This is a genomic window from Paraoerskovia sediminicola (assembly GCF_030296575.1).
Classification (GTDB): Bacteria; Actinomycetota; Actinomycetes; order Actinomycetales; family Cellulomonadaceae; genus Paraoerskovia; species Paraoerskovia sediminicola.
On the sequence record NZ_AP027729.1, the window covers coordinates 1,146,947 to 1,163,332 of the forward strand.

Sequence of the window (16,386 nt, forward strand, 5' to 3'; positions counted from 1 at the left end):
GGAGGCGCTCGGCCGACAGTCGCAGGAACGCCTCGTGGACCGGGGTGCGGCTGAGACCGATCTCGGCGCCGACCTGCGCCTCGCTGAGCAGAGCACCCCCGGCAGCTCTCCGGTGATGATGCGGCTCTTGACGTGCTCGTAGGCACGGTCGACGGCGGGTGGCTGGGGCATGCCCTCATCCTACTGCTTGCATGCAAGGTTGCATGCAAGGCATCTTCCACGGGGCACGCGAACGCCCGGCCCCGCAGTGGCACGATCACCACCGCGGGGCTGGGCGACTACGGTCCCCGTCGGTCGACCTCAGCTCTCCCGGCGCCGACGCGCCACGATGAGCAGGAGCAGGGCGCCCGCCAGCACGAACGCGAGGGCGACCAGCCCCATCGCGAGCGCGTCACTCCCGGTCTGGGCGAGGTTCACGACCGAACCGTGCGGCGTGGGCGCCGGCGTCCTCTCGACCTTCGTCGGAGGGGTGACCGTCCGGTTGACGGTCGTGGTGCCCGTCGTGGTCGGCGGGACGGTCGTGGTGCCCGTCGTGGTCGGCGGGACCGTGGTCGGCGGGACGACGGTGTTACCGACCAGCGTCGGCGGCACCAGGTGCGGCGTCGCCACCGGGGTCGGCGTCGGGACCTGGTTCGGCACGAGCACCGGAGCCTGCGGCAGCGTCGGCGGCACCAGGTTCGGCGTCGCCACCGGAGTCGGGGTCGGGGTCTGACCCGGGACGAGCACCGGAGCGTTCGGCAGGGTCGGCGGCACCATGCCCGGCGTCGCCACCGGAGTCGGCGTCGGGGTGGCCTGAGGAGCCGTGGGCGCCGTCGGCGGGGCCACGGTCGGGGCGTTCGGGTTCAGCGGCGGGACGGTGTAGTTGCCCGGCGTGGGTGTCGGCGTCGGGTCGGTGGGCCGCTGCGGCGGCACGGCGTCGGGGTTCGGGACGAGCGTGGTCGGGTTCTCGAGCGCGATCCGCACCTGACCGTGGCCACGCCTGACGACGATGGACCGCCCCACGATGTCGTTGCCGTCACCGGTGAACTCGGGGGTGCCGAACCACACGCCGTCGACGGTGGCCTCGCGCTCGGTGAGCGTCACGTCCGCTCCGACGGGGATGTCCCGGATGGACTGCCCCTTGCCGTCCGCGACGTGCAAGGTCCCGGTCCGTGCGGTGGCGCCCTGGCCGAACGACCAGTCGACGTCGAACGTCGTGTCCCCGACGAGCTTCTCGCCACCGCCGGTGACGTCCTTGGTGAGCCTCAGGTCCCAGACCGGGGATCCCGACGCGCTGCCACCGGCGGACATCGTGTACTTGACCGTGGCGCTGCTCTGGGGGTGCTGGCGTGCGAGGCGCTCGTCGCCGTCACGCTGTTCTGGAACTGCTCGCCGTCCGTGGCGTCCCGAGGGAGGTCGGTCGTGTAGGTGAGCACGTACCGACCGCCGTCGACGCGGCAGCTCTGGTCGCTGATCGCGACGGTGATGATGTGGTTCTCGGCGTCCGTGTCGTCCGTGGTCACCGCGAAAGCGCTGGCAGGCAGGTCCTTGCCCCTGCCGAGGATCTCGCACCGCAGCTTCGCGGACCCCGGGACCAGGCTCATCCGCTCCGGCTTGTCGGTGATGGTGGCGGTACCGCTACCGAGGCCCTCGGCAGTCAGGTGCACGGTCCAGTCGGCGCGGCGGTGGCTGCTGTCGACCTTGCCGGACTTCGAGAGCTGTGCCGGCGGCTTCCACGTCTGCGAGGCGTGCACCTCGGGGAGACCCTTGATCGTCGCGGAGTTGCGGACCGTCAGGTCCTGGTGCGACCCGGACGGGAGCTGCGTCTTGTAGTTGACCTGGTACGTGCCGTCGCAGTGAGCATCGGTGATCGTGAGATCCATGCCGTGCGCGGTCTGAGCCACGCTGAAGTCCCTGGAGGAGCGCAGCGTCGACCAGCGGCCCTCGTGGACCGCGTGGCAGCGGACCTGGAGCGAGCCCTCGTCGAGCCGGACGCCGGTGTCGGCCCACGAGTCGTGGACGACGAGGCCGTGCTCGGTGCGAGCCGACGCCGGCGCCTCGATGCGCCACGCCATGGTCTGCCTGGTGGTGTCGACGCCCCGGCCCAGCTTCTTGGGTGAGGTGGCCGGGGTGTAGTCGCTGCGCGTGTTGTTGTGGTGGTTCGACGGCGGCCTCTGGGGCTCCGCGGGCTGCGGCTCCACGACCAGCTGCAGCGTGCGGCTGACGCCGGGCGCCACCGTCACGTCGACCTGGCCGGTGCTCTCGACCCGCTGCGCCCGCACGCTGAGCCAGAGGTCGCCCTCGACGTTCGCGTGGTTCACGGCGTAGTCCGTCGTCGTGCACTCGACGTGGGCGTCCCGGACCGTGCAGGTCGCGGCCACGGCAGAGCCGTCCCTGAGGTCGAAGTCGGGGATCGTCCCGAGCTTCAGCAGGTCGGGCACGGTCAACCCGAACCGGGTGCCGGCGACGGTGCCCTTCGGCAGCGACCACTTGGCGTCGAGCTTCAGAGTCCCGCCGTCCCGGACGGTCTGCGTGCTGGCGGTGATGCTCCGGATGGCGTCGATCCAGTCGGGAGCCGGTGCGGGCGCGGCGTCCGCCGCGGGAGCGGGCTCGGACGCCGGCTCAGGAGCAGGTTCCGACGTCGGCTCAGCGGTCGGCTCAGGAGCGGGTTCCGAGGACGCCTTCGCGGCGGGCTCGGGGGAGGCCTCCGAGGTCGGCTCCGCGGTGGGCTCGACGCTCGGCTGAGCGGTCGGCTCGGGCGCCGCCTGCGCTGCATCCGCCGACCCGTCCGTCGCGGGCGAGTCCTGCTGACCGTCGTCGGGAGCAGTCACGAGCGACCCCGTGGCCGTCGGCTGGTTCGTGGGCGCCGTGTCGGCGGCGAGCGCCGGGCCCCCTACTGCGGTGAGGGCGGCGATGCAGAGGGACGCTGCGGCGATCCGCAGCCCTCCGCGTCGACCTGTGCCCGTGGTCCCGATCCGGTGTGACATGACGTACTCCTCCAGCTCTCCGAGGTCTTTCGACGTGGGGCCCGAGGAGGGCCGGTCACGTGACCGGCCCTGGTCCAGCGGGTGACCGATCGGCCACCCGGTGCGCGATCTGCGTCGCGCTGCGATACGTCTATTTATACGCCCGAGTTGCGCGTTTGGGAGGTCGTTTGGCGTATCGAAACTCGATACGTTGCCGAACCGTTACCTAGGGCCGATTTTGTCTCGAAGGGCAAGACGACGGCGATCACGGATGCCGTCTCCGGCCCGCCATTACACCGAAAACGAGCCAACCCGTGCGACGTCTCACGATGCGGGATCGTTCGTGGACCTGCTGGTCGCGGTCGAACACGATGGCCGTTTCGGGGTAGAGCCGGACGAGACGATATCGTGAAAAAGATTCGCCGCAATGCGACACGCCGAACGACCGGATCGACGCCGCCCCGTCACCGCCCCGCGGCCGCCCAGCAGCCACCCCGTCGTCACCCGGTAGTCATACTGGAGCCGTGCCAACATCCCCGCCGCCTCCCGGCGGCGCACGCCGCGCGTTCCACGAACCGGGCTCCGTCAAGGCCGCGTGGCGAGGGCTCATCGCGCTCAGCGTCGCGACGTTCGTCGCGATCACGACGGAGGTGCTGCCCGTCGGCCTGCTCCCCCAGATCAGCGCCGGGGTTGGGGTCACGGAGGCGCGGGCGGGGCTGCTCGTGAGCGTGTACGCCCTTCTCGTCGCGGCGCTCGCGCTACCGCTGACGGTCCTGACCCGTCGACTGCCCCGCAAGCCGCTGGTCCTCGCAACCCTGCTCTCGTACGCGGCGTCGAACGTGCTCGTCGCCGTGGCACCGAGCTTCGCCGTCCTCGCTGCGGGCCGCGCCCTCGGCGGTGTCACGCACGCCGTGTTCTTCTCGATCAGCATCGGCTACGCCTCCCGCCTGGTGCGTCCCGAGTTCACCGGTCGCGCCCTGACGATCGCGACGGTCGGCGGGTCCGCCGGGTTCGTGCTCGGCGTCCCGCTCTCCACGTCGCTCGGCACCGCGCTCGGGTGGCGGGCCGCCTTCGTCGTCCTGGCCGTCGCCTGCGCCCTGACGGCGGCCCTCGTCATCGCGCTCCTGCCGCCGGTCTCGACCGTGCCCACCGCACAGGCGTCGGACGACGCACCCCGCCCCGGGCGCGGGCGCCTCGCCGTGGTCTCGGTGACCAACGCGGTGACGTTCCTCGGTCAGTACACGGTCTACACCTACGTGTCCGTGATCCTCATCGGCGCCGGCCTCGCGGAGACGGCCGTCGGGCCCGTGCTCCTCGGGTTCGGCGCCGCGGGACTGATCGGGGTCTGGTACGCCGGTGCGACGGTCGACCGACGGCCTCGCGCCGGCCTGATCGGGGCGCTCGGCGGCGTCACGCTCGGGCTGCTCGTCGTCTGGGCAGCGTTCCCGAGCCTCGGCGGCGTGCTGGCTGCGGGCATCGTCTGGCTCGCGATGTTCGGGTCGATCCCCGCCATCACGCAGGCTGCCGCGATCCGCACGCGGGGCGCGTCACCCGACATCACGGGCGCGCTGATCAACTCGTCGGCCAACCTCGGGATCGGCGCCGGCGCCGCTCTCGGGTCGACGGTGCTCGCGTCGTCCGGCATCGAGACCCTCACGCTCGTCGGCGCGGCGCTCATGGCCGTCGCCACGCTGATGGTCCTCGTCGCGCGCAGCACGTTCCCGGCCCGCCCCTGACCTGCCTATCGGATGCCTGTGCCTGTGCCCGGCCTCCGCTCGGGCCTGTGCTCCGCCGGCACCGGGTCGCGAGCAGCGATCAGTCGGGGATGAGGCGCTGCCGACGGGCCGCGGCGACTGCCGCCGTCCGCGAGTCGACGCCGAGCTTGTCGTACACGTGCGCGAGATGGGACTTCACCGTCGCCCGCGACAGGAACAGCTCCCTGGCGATCGCCTCGTTCGACCGACCCTGGGCGACGTGCTCCAGGACCTCGAGCTCGCGCAGCGTCAGGGAGACCCCCGGCGCCCGGAGCCGACCGAGCAGACGGCGCTGGACGGTGGGGCCGAGCGCGGTCTCCCCGCCGCGGCCGCGCGGATCGCCGCCGCGAGCTCGGCCGTCGGCGCGTCCTTGAGCAGGTACCCGCTGGCCCCCGCCTCGATGGCGGCGAGGATGTCGGCGTCGGAGTCGTAGGTCGTCAGGATCAGCACCGGCGGGCCGCCGGCGGCGACGATCTGGCGCGTCGCAGCAGCGCCCCCGAGTCGGCCTTCGCCGAACCTCAGGTCGAGCAGCAGCACGTCGGCCGCGATGCCTTCGAGCACATGCTCGACGAGCTCCTCGGCGGTCTCGTGCTCGGCCACCACCCTCATGTCGTCCTGCCCGTCGAGGACTGCGCGCAGGCCCGCGCGGACCACGGGATGGTCGTCGGTGAGGGCGACGGCGATCATCGGGAGACCTCGGGCTCGTCGACCGGGAGCAGGACCGCCACGGCCGTGCCGTCGCCGGGGTCCGACTCGACCGTGAAGCTCCCGCCCAGCTCGACCGCCCGCGAGCGCATCGACGCGAGGCCGAACCCGCCGTCCGACCGCGCCTCCCCGCCGTGGGTCGCGTCCGCCTCCGCGTCCTCCTCCGCGTCCTCCTCCGCCGCCGCCGGCGCTCCCGTCCCGACGCCGTCGTCGACGACGTCGAGCGCGACGGCGTCGCCCAGGTCGCTGACCGTCACGGTCACCCGGCTCGCCCGGGCGTGCTGGACGACGTTCGCGAGCGCCTGCTGCGCGATCCTCAGGAGCGCGGTCTCGACGGAGGCGGGCAGCACCCGATCGAGACCGGCGGTGGACACCTCGACGCGCAGCCCGCCGACGCCCCGGTAGCGACCGGCAACCCGCTCGAGGGCGGCCGCGAGGCTGCCGTCGGCGAGATCGCCGGGGGCCAGGGCGCGGACGACGCGGCGCGCCTCGGCGAGGTTGTCCTGCGCGGTGCGGCGCGCCTGCTCGACCGACGCCCGGGCGAGGTCGTCGTCGCGGCCGACCGCGCCGTCCGCGACCCGCAGCACGAGCTCGATCGCCGAGAACCCCTGGGCGAGCGTGTCGTGGATCTCGCGGGCGAGGCGCTCGCGCTCTGCGGCCACCGCCCGCTCGCGCTCGGTCACGGCCAGGTCGGCCCGAGCGGCGACCAGCTCGTCGAACAGCCGTTGGCGCTGCTCGCCCTCGCGGACGAGGGCCTCGAGACCGAGGACCACACCGACCGCGACCGCACCACCGAGGGTGGGACCGAGGACGTCGCCCACGTCGGTCCGGCCGAGCATCACGCTCGGGATCGCGACGCAGAGGGCGACCGTCGCGACGACCGCGACGACGCCGCGGTGCGGGCCGAGCACGTGCATCTGCAGCACCATGAGCGGGAACGCGATCCACAGCGCCCACGGGTCGAGCACCTGGAGGCCCGCCCAGAGCGTCGTCAGCGCAAGGATCCACGCGCCGTCCGGCCACCACGCACGCCGGGGCGCCGAGATCGAACGGTCCTGCACCCGGACCCAGCGGCGGCCCGCCGCATACACGACGAGGAACACCAGCCCGACGGCCGTCGCGACGGGCGCCCACCCGTCGGGCAGGAACGCCCCGAACGCCGAGCTCACCCGCCACAGGGCGAAGGCGACCAGGCCGACGGTCAGGACGTCGAGGCCGAGCCACAGCGCCCGGACCGTCGAGAGTGCCGGGTGGCGAGGAGGCATGCAGGTCAACCTACCCAGCCGGGACGCGCGCGCATCGGCCGAAAGGTGGAGGAGCACCTCGCCCGCGCGCATGGTGCCGCGGCGTCAGAAACAGGCGATGGTGGGCACAGCACCCGAGAATCACCCGAGCTGCCCTGGAGGCACGATGTTCGTCGCCCTGCGCGACCTGAGATTCGCCCGCGGGCGATTTCTCCTCATGTCGACCGTGATCGTCCTGATCACGTACCTCGTCGTCTTCCTCGCGTCCCTCACGGAGGGGCTCGCGGACGAGTCGACGTCGTCGATCAAGGAGCTGCCCTCGGACCACCTGGCGTTCACGGTCGCCGAGGACGCCGAGCCGGCGGGACCCGGAGGCGGCCCGACGTTCACGGGGTCGCAGGTCACGCAGGACCAGTGGGAGGCGTGGTCCGACGTCGACGGCGTCACCGACGCCCAGCCGCTCGGCATCACGAGCACCCGGGCCACGACATCGAGCACGACCGCGTCGGTCGCGGCGTTCGGCGTGCAGCCCGGTTCCGGGCTCCTGCCGACGGAGGTCGATGCCGACGCCTCGGGCGCCACGACCGGGAGCGCCACCGGTGCGCCCGACGTCGGCGCGGGCACGGTCGTCCTGTCCGCCGGCGCCGCCGACGACCTCGACGCCGCGGCGGGCGACGTGGTCACGGTCGGCACGATCGAGCTCGAGGTCTCCGCCGTCGTCGACGACTCCGCGAGCTACTCGCACCTGCCGGTGCTGTGGACGTCCCTCGACGACTGGCAGGGCATCGGTGCGAACGTCGCCCCCGGCGCGGACGCCGAGACGGTCGCGACCGTCGTCGCCCTGACCGACGACGCGGACGACGACACCCTCGCCGCCGCCGACGACGCCATCGGCACCACGACCCAGAAGACCAGGGCGTCGCTGAGCGCGATCAGCTCGTACGCGTCCGAGCACGGGTCGCTGCTCATGATGGAGGCGTTCCTGCTCGGCATCTCGGCACTCGTCGTCGGTGCGTTCTTCACCGTCTGGACGATCAGCCGACGGGGCGACGTCGCGGTGCTCAAGGCGCTCGGGGCGTCGACCCGCTACCTGATGAAGGACGCGATCGGCCAGGCGCTCGTGATCCTCGTGATCGGCGTCGGCATCGGGACGCTGCTCGCCGCCACGACGGCACTGCTGCTGCGGCCCGTGGTCCCGGTCGTCGTCGACCTCACGACCGTCCTCGTCCCTTCCGTCGCCCTCGTGGCGCTCGGGGTGATCGGCGCGGGGCTCGCCATCGGGCAGATCACCCGGGTCGACCCGCACGCCGCGCTCTCGGCGCGCTGAGCCCACCCGACCTCCGACTCCCAGCCACCAGACCACAGGAGCCCCACCGTGGACCTGCACCTCGAGAACATCACCCTCGTCTACCCCGACGGCGACACGACGCTCACGGCGGTGGACGACGTCTCGCTCACCGTCGCGTCGGGCACGACGACCGCCCTGCTCGGCCCGTCCGGCTCCGGCAAGTCGAGCCTCCTGGCCGTCGCCGGCGGACTCACGCACCCGACGTCCGGCACCGTCCGGTTCGGCGACGAGGCCGAGCCGGTCTTCACGACCGACACCCCCGCGACGCCGCGACCCGGACCCGCCTGGAGCGCATCGGCTTCGTGTTCCAGCAGCCGCAGCTCATCCCGTCGCTCACGGCGGTCGAGCAGCTCGAGCTGCTGAGCCACCTCGGCGGCCGGGCACCGTCGTCCGGCCGCGACCGCGCCCGCGAGCTGCTCGACGCCGTAGGGCTCGGCCCGTGGCAGGACAAGCGCCCCGGCCAGCTCTCCGGGGGCAGCGGCAGCGGGTCGCGATCGCCCGCGCGCTCGTCGGCACCCCCGACGTCCTGCTGGTCGACGAGCCGACATCCGCCCTCGACCACGAACGCGGGTCGGCCGTCATCGAGCTCATCACCAGGCTCGGCCGTGAGTGCGGGGCGGCGACGCTGCTCGTCACGCACGACGAGTCGACCCTCGACACCGTGCCGACGCGAGTGCACCTGCTCGACGGACGGCTCGCCGAGCAGGGCGCCGGAAGCGGTGCGAGGTGACGCGGACCTAGAGGACCGGCCCGGGGTCCGGCTTCGGCGCGTCGGGGTCGCGGTCTACGGTGAAAGCCACGACGTACGCCCCGCCCGCCTTGCTCAGGAAGTGGTACGGGAGCCCGGTCGAGGCGCCACCGACCTTCTCGGAGTAGTCGATCGTCCCCCACGTGCTGTAGGCCAGCAGGTCGTCGTCGGAGAGAACGACCGTCGACCTGCCCACCAGATCGTCGTCGGTTCCGACGAGCCAGTTGAAGAAGTCCGTCACGAGCCCGCTCGCCTTGACGAGGACGAGGATCGGTGACGCGAGCGGGAACAGGAGGCCGGCGACCGCGAGCGCGAGCGTCACCGCAGCGTCGATCTCGTCGCGGAACGCGTCCGGATCCCCCTGGTCGTGCTCGATGACCGTGGTGGTCAACGACATCCCGTCGACGAAGACGTCGTCGGTGCTGGACCAGCACGACGCCCGCGGCCCCACCCGGGTCTCGTGCGAGTCCACGTCCGTGTAGTGGCGCTTGCCGCCCTGCCCGAGCGGATGCAGCTCGGTGCGCACCACGTTCTGGCCCCCGTGGTGATGTGGACGGCGCTCGTCACGACGTACGGCTCGTCGCTGCCGAGCCAGTCGATCCCCGTCTCGTCGAGGCAGTGGAGGCCCTCGTACGTCACCGTGTACCGGGGCGAACGCGCCACCGGACCGATCGGGCCGATCTCGGCCTTGTCCCCGAACCGACCCGAGATCCGCCCGACGAGGCCGGGGAAGCCGGTGACCCCGCCGCCATCGGCGGTGTCGAGCCGCGGCGCCCTGGGCCTGATCGCGTCGACGGTCGGGAGCGCGCGACGACGCACCGATCCCCGCACACGATCGACGCGTGCGAGCATGCGCGCCGCGACCTTCGGGGAGATCTCGACGCCGGCGAGCGCCGCCGCGAGCTGTTGGTCTATCCCGGAACGGGTCGCGGCGGGCTCGAGGGCCCCTCGCAGCGCCCTGACGGCGAGCGCCAGGGCTTCCGGGTCTGTGGTCCTGCGGATGTTCCGAGGCATCGTCGACTCCTGATCGGTACGTCGAGGCACGGTCCGTGTCCCGGGCGGTGGCCGCGGACCGGTCTGAGGCTCCGGCGGCTCCCGTCACCTGCAGGGAGGGGCGGCGACAACGGCGTCGGACGCCGCTCCGGGGTGAAAGCTGGGGCCTGCTCGACCTTCACCCGCCCCGCCGATCCCTCCGCGGGCTGCGCCGTCATGACCCGCCGCGCAGCTCCAGGCTGATCTGGTCGGCGTCCAGCAGGTCGAGCGCCGACTGGAGCGCGGACGAGCTGTAGGTCCCGAGGGAGCGCGCGTCGAGCAGCGCCGCCCGCTGGGCCTCGATGACCCGCAGCCGCAGGTCGTGGAACTCGGCGGTGACCTCGGGCCCCCAGGGCCCACGCTGCACGGCGTCCCCGGTGGAGCGCTCGTCGTCGGACCCCTCCGAGCCTTCGAGCGCCCGCTTCTTCGCGACGATCGCACGGACCCGCTCGACGGCACGCGGGTCGAACGCGCGACGCTCGCCGCCGTCCAGGTCGCGAGCGTCACCGGGCAGACCTCGTCGTGCCGCGGCATCCTTGAGCTCGCCGAACGCCGCCTGCTGCATGAGGCCCAGGAGAGCGGTCCGCTCCTCTGCGGCGCCGGCGTCCGCCCCACCGACACCCAGCCACCGCACGACCGGGCCGAGCGTGCCGCCCTGGACGAACAGGGTCCCGATCGCGACGACGAACGCGACGAGCAGCAGGAACGGGCGCTGCGGCGTGTCGAGCGGGAGGGTCTGCGCCGCGGCGACCGTGACCGCGCCCCGCATCCCGGCCCAGACGAGCACGGTGCCCTCACGCCAGCCGAGCCGGGCCCCGGCGACGTAGTCGATGTCGGCGATCTTGCGCCGCACCCGTCGCTTGGCCTGCTCGATGCGCTCGGGCGACGCCTCGCTCGTGCGCAGGCGCTCCTTGAACGCGGGCAGCTGTTCGCGCAGGGCCTCGCCCCGACGCCGCGTCTGCCGGGCCCGCAGCAGCAGCACCGCGACGTACCCGGCGCGGAGCACCACGATCGCGACGGCCGCGAGCGCCCCGATCCGCACGGCTGCCCACGGCCCCCCGGCCTCGGACCCCACGTCGGTGACGGTCGCGACGAGCTCGAGCCCGACGAGCAGGAACACCCCGCCCTCGAGCAGGAGGTTCACGGTGCCCCAGTTGGAGCGCTCGGCGATGCGGTCCTGCGGGCGCAGGTACTTCGCGGCGCCCCGCCCCGTGACGATGCCCGCCGTGACGGCCGCGACGAGCCCGGAGGCCCCGAGGTGCTCGGCCGGGAGGTACGCGATGAAGGGGGCGACGAACGAGACGGCGGTGCTCGCGGCCTCGTTGCGGACCGCGTGGCGCACCCGCAGGTTCAGCATGCCGACGAGGACACCGATCGCGACCGCGATCACCACGGCGAGGACGAAGTCCCACGCGACGCCGAGGAGCGTGACGCTCACGGCCGTCGCGGCGACGGCCGACCGCAGCAGCACCAGCGCGGACGCGTCGTTGAGCAGGCTCTCGCCCTCCAGGACGGCCACGACGCGCGGCGACACCCCGAGCTTCTTGACGATCGATGTCGCGACGGCGTCCGTCGGGCTGATCACGGCGCCGAGCGCGATGGCGATCGCGAGCGGGATCCCCGGGATCAGCCACCACAGGAGGAACCCGACCGCGACCGAGCTGAGCACGACGAGAACGACCGACAGCCCGCTGATCGCCGCGAAGTCGCGCCGGAACTCCATGGTCGGCATCGACACGGCCGTCGAGTAGAGCAGCGGCGGGAGCACGCCCGCGAGGATCACCTCGGGCGAGAGGTCGACCGACGGCACTCCGGGCACGAAGCTCGCGGCGATCCCCACGGCCACGAGCACGAGCGGAGCCGCGACCCCCGCACGCGGGGCGAGCACGGTCACGGCGACGATCACCAGCACGCCCCCGAGCGCCATCAGTGCGTAGTCCACACGTCCTCCACGTCGTCGCTCCTGCGGGCGAACGGCCCGCCTGCTGCCCCGTCCTCCGCTGCCAGCATTCCGCAGCGCCCGCCGCAGCGCCGCTCAGGCGCGGCGGACCACCAGCGCGGGCCGGTCCGCGTGGTCGACGCGCACGACGACATCCGCCGTCCCCTCCGGGTCGACCTCCCGCCGGTACCTCGCCCAGGCGGGCAGCGCCCAGGCGTCGGACGGCGCGGTGCGGCGTCCGATCGTCGCGTCCCGGATCGCGAGGTGGACGGTGAGGTCGACCGGGAGGCCCAGGCCGAGAGCGAGCGCACCGTCGAGGAGCAGGACGGTTCCCGGTGCTGCCTCGACGTAGCCGGCCCGCGTCGACCGGTCGGTGCGGGGGTCCCGCAGGGTCGGCAGGTAGCGGCCGGAGCCGCCCGGACCGAGGGGACGCAGGACCTCGCGCTCGAGGGCGCCGACGTCGACACGGTCGTCCAGCAGGGCGTCCGGGTCCTGGCGACCGTGCTCGAGCCGCAAGGACGCGGGGCGCAGGAAGTCGTCGGTGCTCACCCGGACCGCCGGGCGCCCGAGCACGCGCAGCGGGTCGACCAGCAGGTCCGCGAGGGCGCCGTGCCCGGTCGTCGGGTGCCCGTCGAGCAGGACGCGCAGCGCCGCCGGCGCCCGCTCCCGGTCCGATCTCGCCGCCCCGGCCCGCGCAGCACCCGTGTCGATCAGCCCCACGAGCCGCTCGACCAGCACGTCGCGGCTCACGGGCTCGGGGACTATGCCCCCGCCCGACGGGACGTGACCGCCTGGAGGCCCACGACGCGCGAGGGGCCGGTCCTGTCGAGCTCGATCATCTCCGGCCTCCTCTCCCCCGCGACCCGAACCCACCCCATCGTCGGCCCGCCGCTCACGACTGTCCAGCCGCCTCACGGCGACCCGACCGCAGCGCCGGGATTCGCCGTCCGACACCACCCCGGGGAAGAATGGCGCGCGACGACGCGCGTCGGCGCCCCGGGCACCCGATGCAGGAGGGCGGGACACGTGACAGGCGAGTGGCTCATGTCGCTGTCCGCGGTCGCCGTGTGCCTCACCATCGCCGCGGTCGTGTTCCTCGAGGCCGCCGTGTTCCTCGGGTTCTTCCTGCCCGCCGAGACCTTCGTGATCGTCGGCGGGATCCTGGCGAGCCAGGGCGTCGTACCGGTCTGGGTCCTGTTCGTCGTCGTCGCCGGGTGCGCGCTGGGCGGCAGCATCGTCGGCTTCGTCGTCGGGCGCCGGGCCGGCCCGCGGCTCCTGCGGTCACGGCTGCTGCGGTCGCACGAACGGCAGGTCTCCTGGATGAACCGCACCCTCGAGAAGCGGGCCCGGACGGCGCTCGTCGTCGGGCAGTTCGTGACGTTCTTCCGGGCGATGATGCCCGCGCTCGCCGGGATCTCGACCATGGGGTTCCGGCAGTTCGTCGTGTTCACGACGTTCGGCACGAGCGCGTGGGCCGCCGTCACCCTCGCGCTCGGGTACTTCGCCGGGGCCAGCCTCTCGCGCTTCCACCCGGCCCTCGGCCCGCTGGTCGTCGCCGTGGCCGTGCTCGGCGCGCTGGCGACCGTGGTCTGGTGGACCATCCGCCGACGCCGGCGCCGCGCCGTCCCGCAGCTCGCGGTCTAGGCTCCGAACAGGTCCCGGGCACGGCGCCCGGACACCCGAGGAAGGACGAGCCGTGCGCTGGACGACATGGACGTTGGCGGTCGGGGCGGTCGCCGCCGTCGCGCTGCCGATCATCGCCGTGCCGATGGACGATTCGAGCGCGCGCAGCGCCCTGCTGGTCATCTGGTGGGTGCTGCTCGCGGCGCTGCTCGTCAGCGCCCTCGCGTCGGCGTTCGTCCGGGGACGGGCCTCCTCGACGTCCGGGCCTGCCGGCCGCAAGGACACGGCCGACGCCGAGGACGCCGCGCAGCGCGCCCGCGTCCACGGCGAGACCGCGGCCTCGATCCGCGCGAGCCAGAACACGCCCGGCGGGGCGTTCTGAGCCAGCCGCCGACTCACGTCAGGTGGTCGTTGTCGCCGTTCGTCCACGCGGCGTGCCGCTCCGCGGAGCGTAGGACGGCGTCCCTCGCCCCGGTCGGTACGACCCCCTCGAAGTTGTTGTACAGCCGGTCGAACGTGAACCGTACGACGTGCGCGGCGACCCGCTGCGCGACAGCGCCGGAGAGCGGGATGCGGTTCGGGTAGCTGCGCATGAAGCTCACCGACGTGCGGTCCGGGTTCGCCATGATCGTGTCACCGGCGAGCAGGACGCCACGCCCCTCGGCCCCTGCGGCCCAGTGCAGCACGGCAGACCCCGGGAAGTGGCCGCCGGGCTGCGTGATCGTCACCCCGGGCAGCAGTTCCCGGTCGCCGGTCCACGTCTCGATCGACGGGTCGGGACGTGCCACCCACCCGGCGTCCGCCTCGGCGACCAGCACCGGGACGCCACCGAGCCGCCGGCTCCACTCGACCTGGACCCCGAACATGTGCGGGTGGCTGGGGACGATCGCGACGACCTCGCCGAGCGCGCGCACGCGGGCCGCGACGTCGTCGTCCACGAACCCGACCGGGTCGAAGAGCACGCAGCCCTGGCGGGTCCGCACCAGCTTGGCGGTCTGCCCGATCCCGACGCCCGGCGACGTGGTGACGGCGAACAGGTCCGGCTCGAGCTCGGCGATCTCCGCGGTGCAGCCGTCGGCGGCGAGAACGGCGAGCGACGTCCACACCTGCCCGCCGGCTGGGACGTACTGCCGCTCGTCCGCACAGATCGCGCAGACCTCGGGACGATCCGCGTGCTCGACGGCGCAGGTCGCGCAGATCGACGTCACCGGTCGGCCCGCCCGTCGTCCGGCCGGTCGTCGTCCAGACGCCCGTCGTCCAGCCGCACGTCGCCCGGCACCGCCAGCGCGACCCACGCCTCGCCCGCCGCGCCCGCCTCGGGGACCGCGGGGCCGGCCCCGGCGAGCGGCGCGCCGACCGGGGCGAGGACGTCGGCTGCGGCGAGCGGCCCGAGGTCGAGGGCGGTGAGCCGCTCGACGTCGCCGACCGGCACCTGGAACGTGCGGAACGGACCGAGCGGCGGCGGGTCACCGGCCGCGAGCGCCGCAGCGGTCGCCCGGCGGGCCGCGCGGGCGGAGGCGTCCGGGTCGTCCAGGTCGAGCAGCGGGGACTGGTCGAGCACGAAGGCCGTGGCGGCGAGCCGCAGCGGCCCCTCACCCGACCCGCCACCCGAGCCGCCGGGACCGCCGGACCCGTCGCCGTCGTCCGGCAGGTCGTCGGGGACAGCCCAGGCGACCACCTTCCAGAACCGGCGCGGGATCGCGATGCCGCGGTAGACGGGGTCGTCCGGCGCGAGGACGGGCCCGGTCTCGACCACGAGACGCCGGCGGTAGGTGCGCGCGTGCTCGAGCACGTGGTCCTCGAGCCCGACCCACAGCTCCTTGGACTGGTTGAACCCCGACGCCTGCGGGGCAGCGTTGGGGTAGGCGAACGTCTCGCGGTTCGCGCGCTCGGCCACCGCCCCAGGCCCCCAGCACGGGTCACGGCGTCGCACGAGGTGCCCGCGGTCGAGGTCGTTGCGCGCGTACAGCTCGGGCCCGGCCTGGTCGCTCGCGGCGACGCGGGGGTCGAGGTGCCAGTCGTCGCCGCGCGGCACGTCGACGAGGTCGGCGCCGTCGACGTCCACCACGGTCGCGGCGGCGAGGCGACGCACCGGGTCGAGCAGCACCGTGAAGTGCGTCGACGGCAGCTCGCGGACCGGCTGGGTCGCGGCCGGGAGCGGGACGTCGGGCCCGAGGAACGTGCGGTCGTGGCCTGCACCGACGTCTGTCGCGGTGTCGCCGGGCGGGGTCTCGTGGCTCACGCGACGAGCCAAGCACGTGCCGGACGACGTCGCGCGCCGTGGGCGCAGCGCCGGCCGTCGCGGACTGTCAGGGCCGGCGGCGCAGCATGAGCGTGTTGTTCAGCCGGGTCCGCGGCTCGCCGTCGGGCCCCGGTGAGACCTCGTCCTCGTGGTCGAGGCAGCGCAGGGTCTCCCAGGCGTCCTCGGGCAGGGCGAGCCCCGCCAGCGCCTCGGCGGCCGTCGGCATGTCGATGTCCGGCGGGTTCTCCAACCAGTCAGGGAACGGTCCGTGCCCGACGACGAGCAGCACCCCACCAGGGACGACCGACGCCGCCGCGCGGCGCAGCACCGCGTCCCGGTCCGAGTCCTCGTCGACGTAGAAGAACTGGGCGCTGACGAGGTCGAACGCCCCGGCGGGGAACGTCTCCCCGAGCGTGTGGCGTTCGAGGCGGACCTCGACGCCCGCCTCCGCCGCGTGGGTCGCGGCGCGGTCCAGCGCGACCTGCGAGATGTCCACGCCCGTCACCGACCACCCGCGACGGGCCAGCCAGATCACGTCCCCGCCCTCGCCGCAGCCGAGATCGAGCGCGCGCCCGGGCGACAGCGCGGCGACCTCGCGCACCAGGGCGGCGTTGGGCTCGCCGCTCCAGATCCTCGCCTGCTCCGCGTACCGCTCGTCCCAGAACGCCTGGTCCCACCGGGGCCGGTCGAACGGGGAGCCTCCGCCTGGGATGTCGTGGTGCGCGGTGGCGTCGGTGGTGGCGCCGGTGGTCTCATGGGCCTGATGGCCGACGTCCGGGGTCATGTCCCCAGTCTCCACCTCGGGT

16 protein-coding genes and 2 pseudogenes are annotated in these 16,386 nt (G+C 73.7%); 6 read left to right on the forward strand and 12 right to left on the reverse strand.

Annotation, left to right across the window (positions count from 1 at the left end):
* Positions 1-28 precede the first annotated feature (28 nt).
* From QUE47_RS16645 to QUE47_RS05445, 3 genes and pseudogenes are all read right to left on the reverse strand, one after another.
* Positions 29-91 (reverse strand): annotated as a pseudogene (locus tag QUE47_RS16645) (hypothetical protein); the annotation flags it as partial.
* Between the two features lie 209 nt (positions 92-300).
* Positions 301-1,290: a DUF5979 domain-containing protein gene (locus QUE47_RS05440; RefSeq protein ID WP_286218898.1), complete on the reverse strand. Its 990-nt coding sequence runs from the start codon at positions 1,288-1,290 to the stop codon at positions 301-303.
* Positions 1,245-2,966 carry an Ig-like domain-containing protein gene (locus QUE47_RS05445; RefSeq protein WP_286218899.1) on the reverse strand — a complete coding sequence of 574 codons (1,722 nt, stop codon included), beginning with the start codon at positions 2,964-2,966 and terminating at the stop codon, positions 1,245-1,247. Before QUE47_RS05445 ends, QUE47_RS05440 begins: the two co-directional genes overlap by 46 nt.
* 503 nt (positions 2,967-3,469) lie before the next feature.
* Between QUE47_RS05445 and QUE47_RS05450 the strand changes: the two genes are divergently transcribed.
* The gene (locus tag QUE47_RS05450; protein WP_286218900.1) at positions 3,470-4,681 is read left to right on the forward strand and encodes an MFS transporter; all 1,212 of its coding nucleotides are present in this window, start codon (positions 3,470-3,472) and stop codon (positions 4,679-4,681) included.
* A 79-nt stretch (positions 4,682-4,760) separates the two neighbouring features.
* Here QUE47_RS05450 and QUE47_RS05455 read toward each other — a convergent pair.
* Both QUE47_RS05455 and QUE47_RS05460 read right to left on the reverse strand, forming a co-directional pair.
* Positions 4,761-5,386, reverse strand: a pseudogene (locus QUE47_RS05455) (LuxR C-terminal-related transcriptional regulator).
* Positions 5,383-6,669 (reverse strand): sensor histidine kinase, encoded by a 1,287-nt coding sequence (locus tag QUE47_RS05460; protein WP_286218901.1) that lies wholly within the window; start codon positions 6,667-6,669, stop codon positions 5,383-5,385. The pseudogene QUE47_RS05455 and the gene QUE47_RS05460 overlap by 4 nt, the downstream one beginning before the upstream one ends.
* A 196-nt stretch (positions 6,670-6,865) precedes the next feature.
* Here QUE47_RS05460 and QUE47_RS05465 point away from each other — a divergent pair, with 196 nt between their 5' ends.
* From QUE47_RS05465 to QUE47_RS05475, 3 genes are all read left to right on the forward strand, one after another.
* A complete protein-coding gene (locus QUE47_RS05465) occupies positions 6,866-7,975 on the forward strand; it encodes an FtsX-like permease family protein (protein WP_286218902.1) in 1,110 nt (369 codons plus the stop codon).
* Between the two features lie 48 nt (positions 7,976-8,023).
* A complete protein-coding gene (locus QUE47_RS05470; RefSeq protein ID WP_286218903.1) occupies positions 8,024-8,359 on the forward strand; it encodes an ATP-binding cassette domain-containing protein in 336 nt (111 codons plus the stop codon).
* A 76-nt stretch (positions 8,360-8,435) separates the two neighbouring features.
* Positions 8,436-8,726, forward strand: coding sequence for an ATP-binding cassette domain-containing protein (locus tag QUE47_RS05475; protein WP_286218904.1), 291 nt, complete (start codon positions 8,436-8,438; stop codon positions 8,724-8,726).
* A 7-nt stretch (positions 8,727-8,733) separates the two neighbouring features.
* Here QUE47_RS05475 and QUE47_RS05480 read toward each other — a convergent pair whose 3' ends face one another.
* From QUE47_RS05480 to QUE47_RS05495, 4 genes are all read right to left on the reverse strand, one after another.
* A complete protein-coding gene (locus tag QUE47_RS05480; RefSeq protein WP_286218905.1) occupies positions 8,734-9,141 on the reverse strand; it encodes a hypothetical protein in 408 nt (135 codons plus the stop codon).
* Positions 9,132-9,758, reverse strand: a complete 627-nt coding sequence (locus QUE47_RS05485) for a hypothetical protein (RefSeq protein WP_286218906.1) — start codon at positions 9,756-9,758, stop codon at positions 9,132-9,134. Before QUE47_RS05485 ends, QUE47_RS05480 begins: the two co-directional genes overlap by 10 nt.
* A gap of 193 nt (positions 9,759-9,951) precedes the next feature.
* Entirely contained in the window at positions 9,952-11,718 is a 1,767-nt protein-coding gene (locus QUE47_RS05490) for a cation:proton antiporter (protein ID WP_286218907.1), read from the reverse strand.
* 93 nt (positions 11,719-11,811) lie between these two features.
* Complete coding sequence (locus QUE47_RS05495) at positions 11,812-12,465, reverse strand: nucleoside/nucleotide kinase family protein (protein ID WP_286218908.1); 654 nt, start codon at positions 12,463-12,465, stop codon at positions 11,812-11,814.
* Positions 12,466-12,741: 276 nt separating this feature from the next.
* Between QUE47_RS05495 and QUE47_RS05500 the strand changes: the two genes are divergently transcribed.
* Positions 12,742-13,359: a DedA family protein gene (locus tag QUE47_RS05500; RefSeq protein ID WP_286218909.1), complete on the forward strand. Its 618-nt coding sequence runs from the start codon at positions 12,742-12,744 to the stop codon at positions 13,357-13,359.
* A gap of 52 nt (positions 13,360-13,411) precedes the next feature.
* Positions 13,412-13,720 (forward strand): hypothetical protein, encoded by a 309-nt coding sequence (locus tag QUE47_RS05505; protein ID WP_286218910.1) that lies wholly within the window; start codon positions 13,412-13,414, stop codon positions 13,718-13,720.
* A gap of 13 nt (positions 13,721-13,733) precedes the next feature.
* Here QUE47_RS05505 and QUE47_RS05510 read toward each other — a convergent pair whose 3' ends face one another.
* The 3 genes from QUE47_RS05510 to QUE47_RS05520 form a co-directional block, all read right to left on the reverse strand.
* On the reverse strand, positions 13,734-14,546 hold the full coding sequence (locus tag QUE47_RS05510) for an MBL fold metallo-hydrolase (RefSeq protein ID WP_286218911.1): 813 nt from the start codon (positions 14,544-14,546) through the stop codon (positions 13,734-13,736).
* On the reverse strand, positions 14,543-15,580 hold the full coding sequence (locus QUE47_RS05515) for a DNA/RNA non-specific endonuclease (protein ID WP_286218912.1): 1,038 nt from the start codon (positions 15,578-15,580) through the stop codon (positions 14,543-14,545). The genes QUE47_RS05510 and QUE47_RS05515 overlap by 4 nt, the downstream gene beginning before the upstream one ends.
* Positions 15,581-15,647: 67 nt before the next feature.
* Positions 15,648-16,364, reverse strand: a complete 717-nt coding sequence (locus QUE47_RS05520; RefSeq protein WP_286218913.1) for a class I SAM-dependent methyltransferase — start codon at positions 16,362-16,364, stop codon at positions 15,648-15,650.
* Between the last annotated feature and the right edge of the window lie 22 nt (positions 16,365-16,386).

Bases quoted from the DNA above. Each gene is read 5' to 3' on its own strand.
- QUE47_RS05480 (WP_286218905.1), bottom strand. From the start codon at position 9,141: ATGTCGTTGACCACCACGGTCATCGAGCACGACCAGGGGGATCCGGAC.
- QUE47_RS05465 (WP_286218902.1), top strand. From the start codon at position 6,866: ATGTCGACCGTGATCGTCCTGATCACGTACCTCGTCGTCTTCCTCGCG.
- QUE47_RS05445 (WP_286218899.1), bottom strand. From the start codon at position 2,966: ATGTCACACCGGATCGGGACCACGGGCACAGGTCGACGCGGAGGGCTG.
- QUE47_RS05460 (WP_286218901.1), bottom strand. From the start codon at position 6,669: ATGCCTCCTCGCCACCCGGCACTCTCGACGGTCCGGGCGCTGTGGCTC.
- QUE47_RS05440 (WP_286218898.1), bottom strand. From the start codon at position 1,290: ATGTCCGCCGGTGGCAGCGCGTCGGGATCCCCGGTCTGGGACCTGAGG.
- QUE47_RS05520 (WP_286218913.1), bottom strand. From the start codon at position 16,364: ATGACCCCGGACGTCGGCCATCAGGCCCATGAGACCACCGGCGCCACC.
- QUE47_RS05485 (WP_286218906.1), bottom strand. From the start codon at position 9,758: ATGCCTCGGAACATCCGCAGGACCACAGACCCGGAAGCCCTGGCGCTC.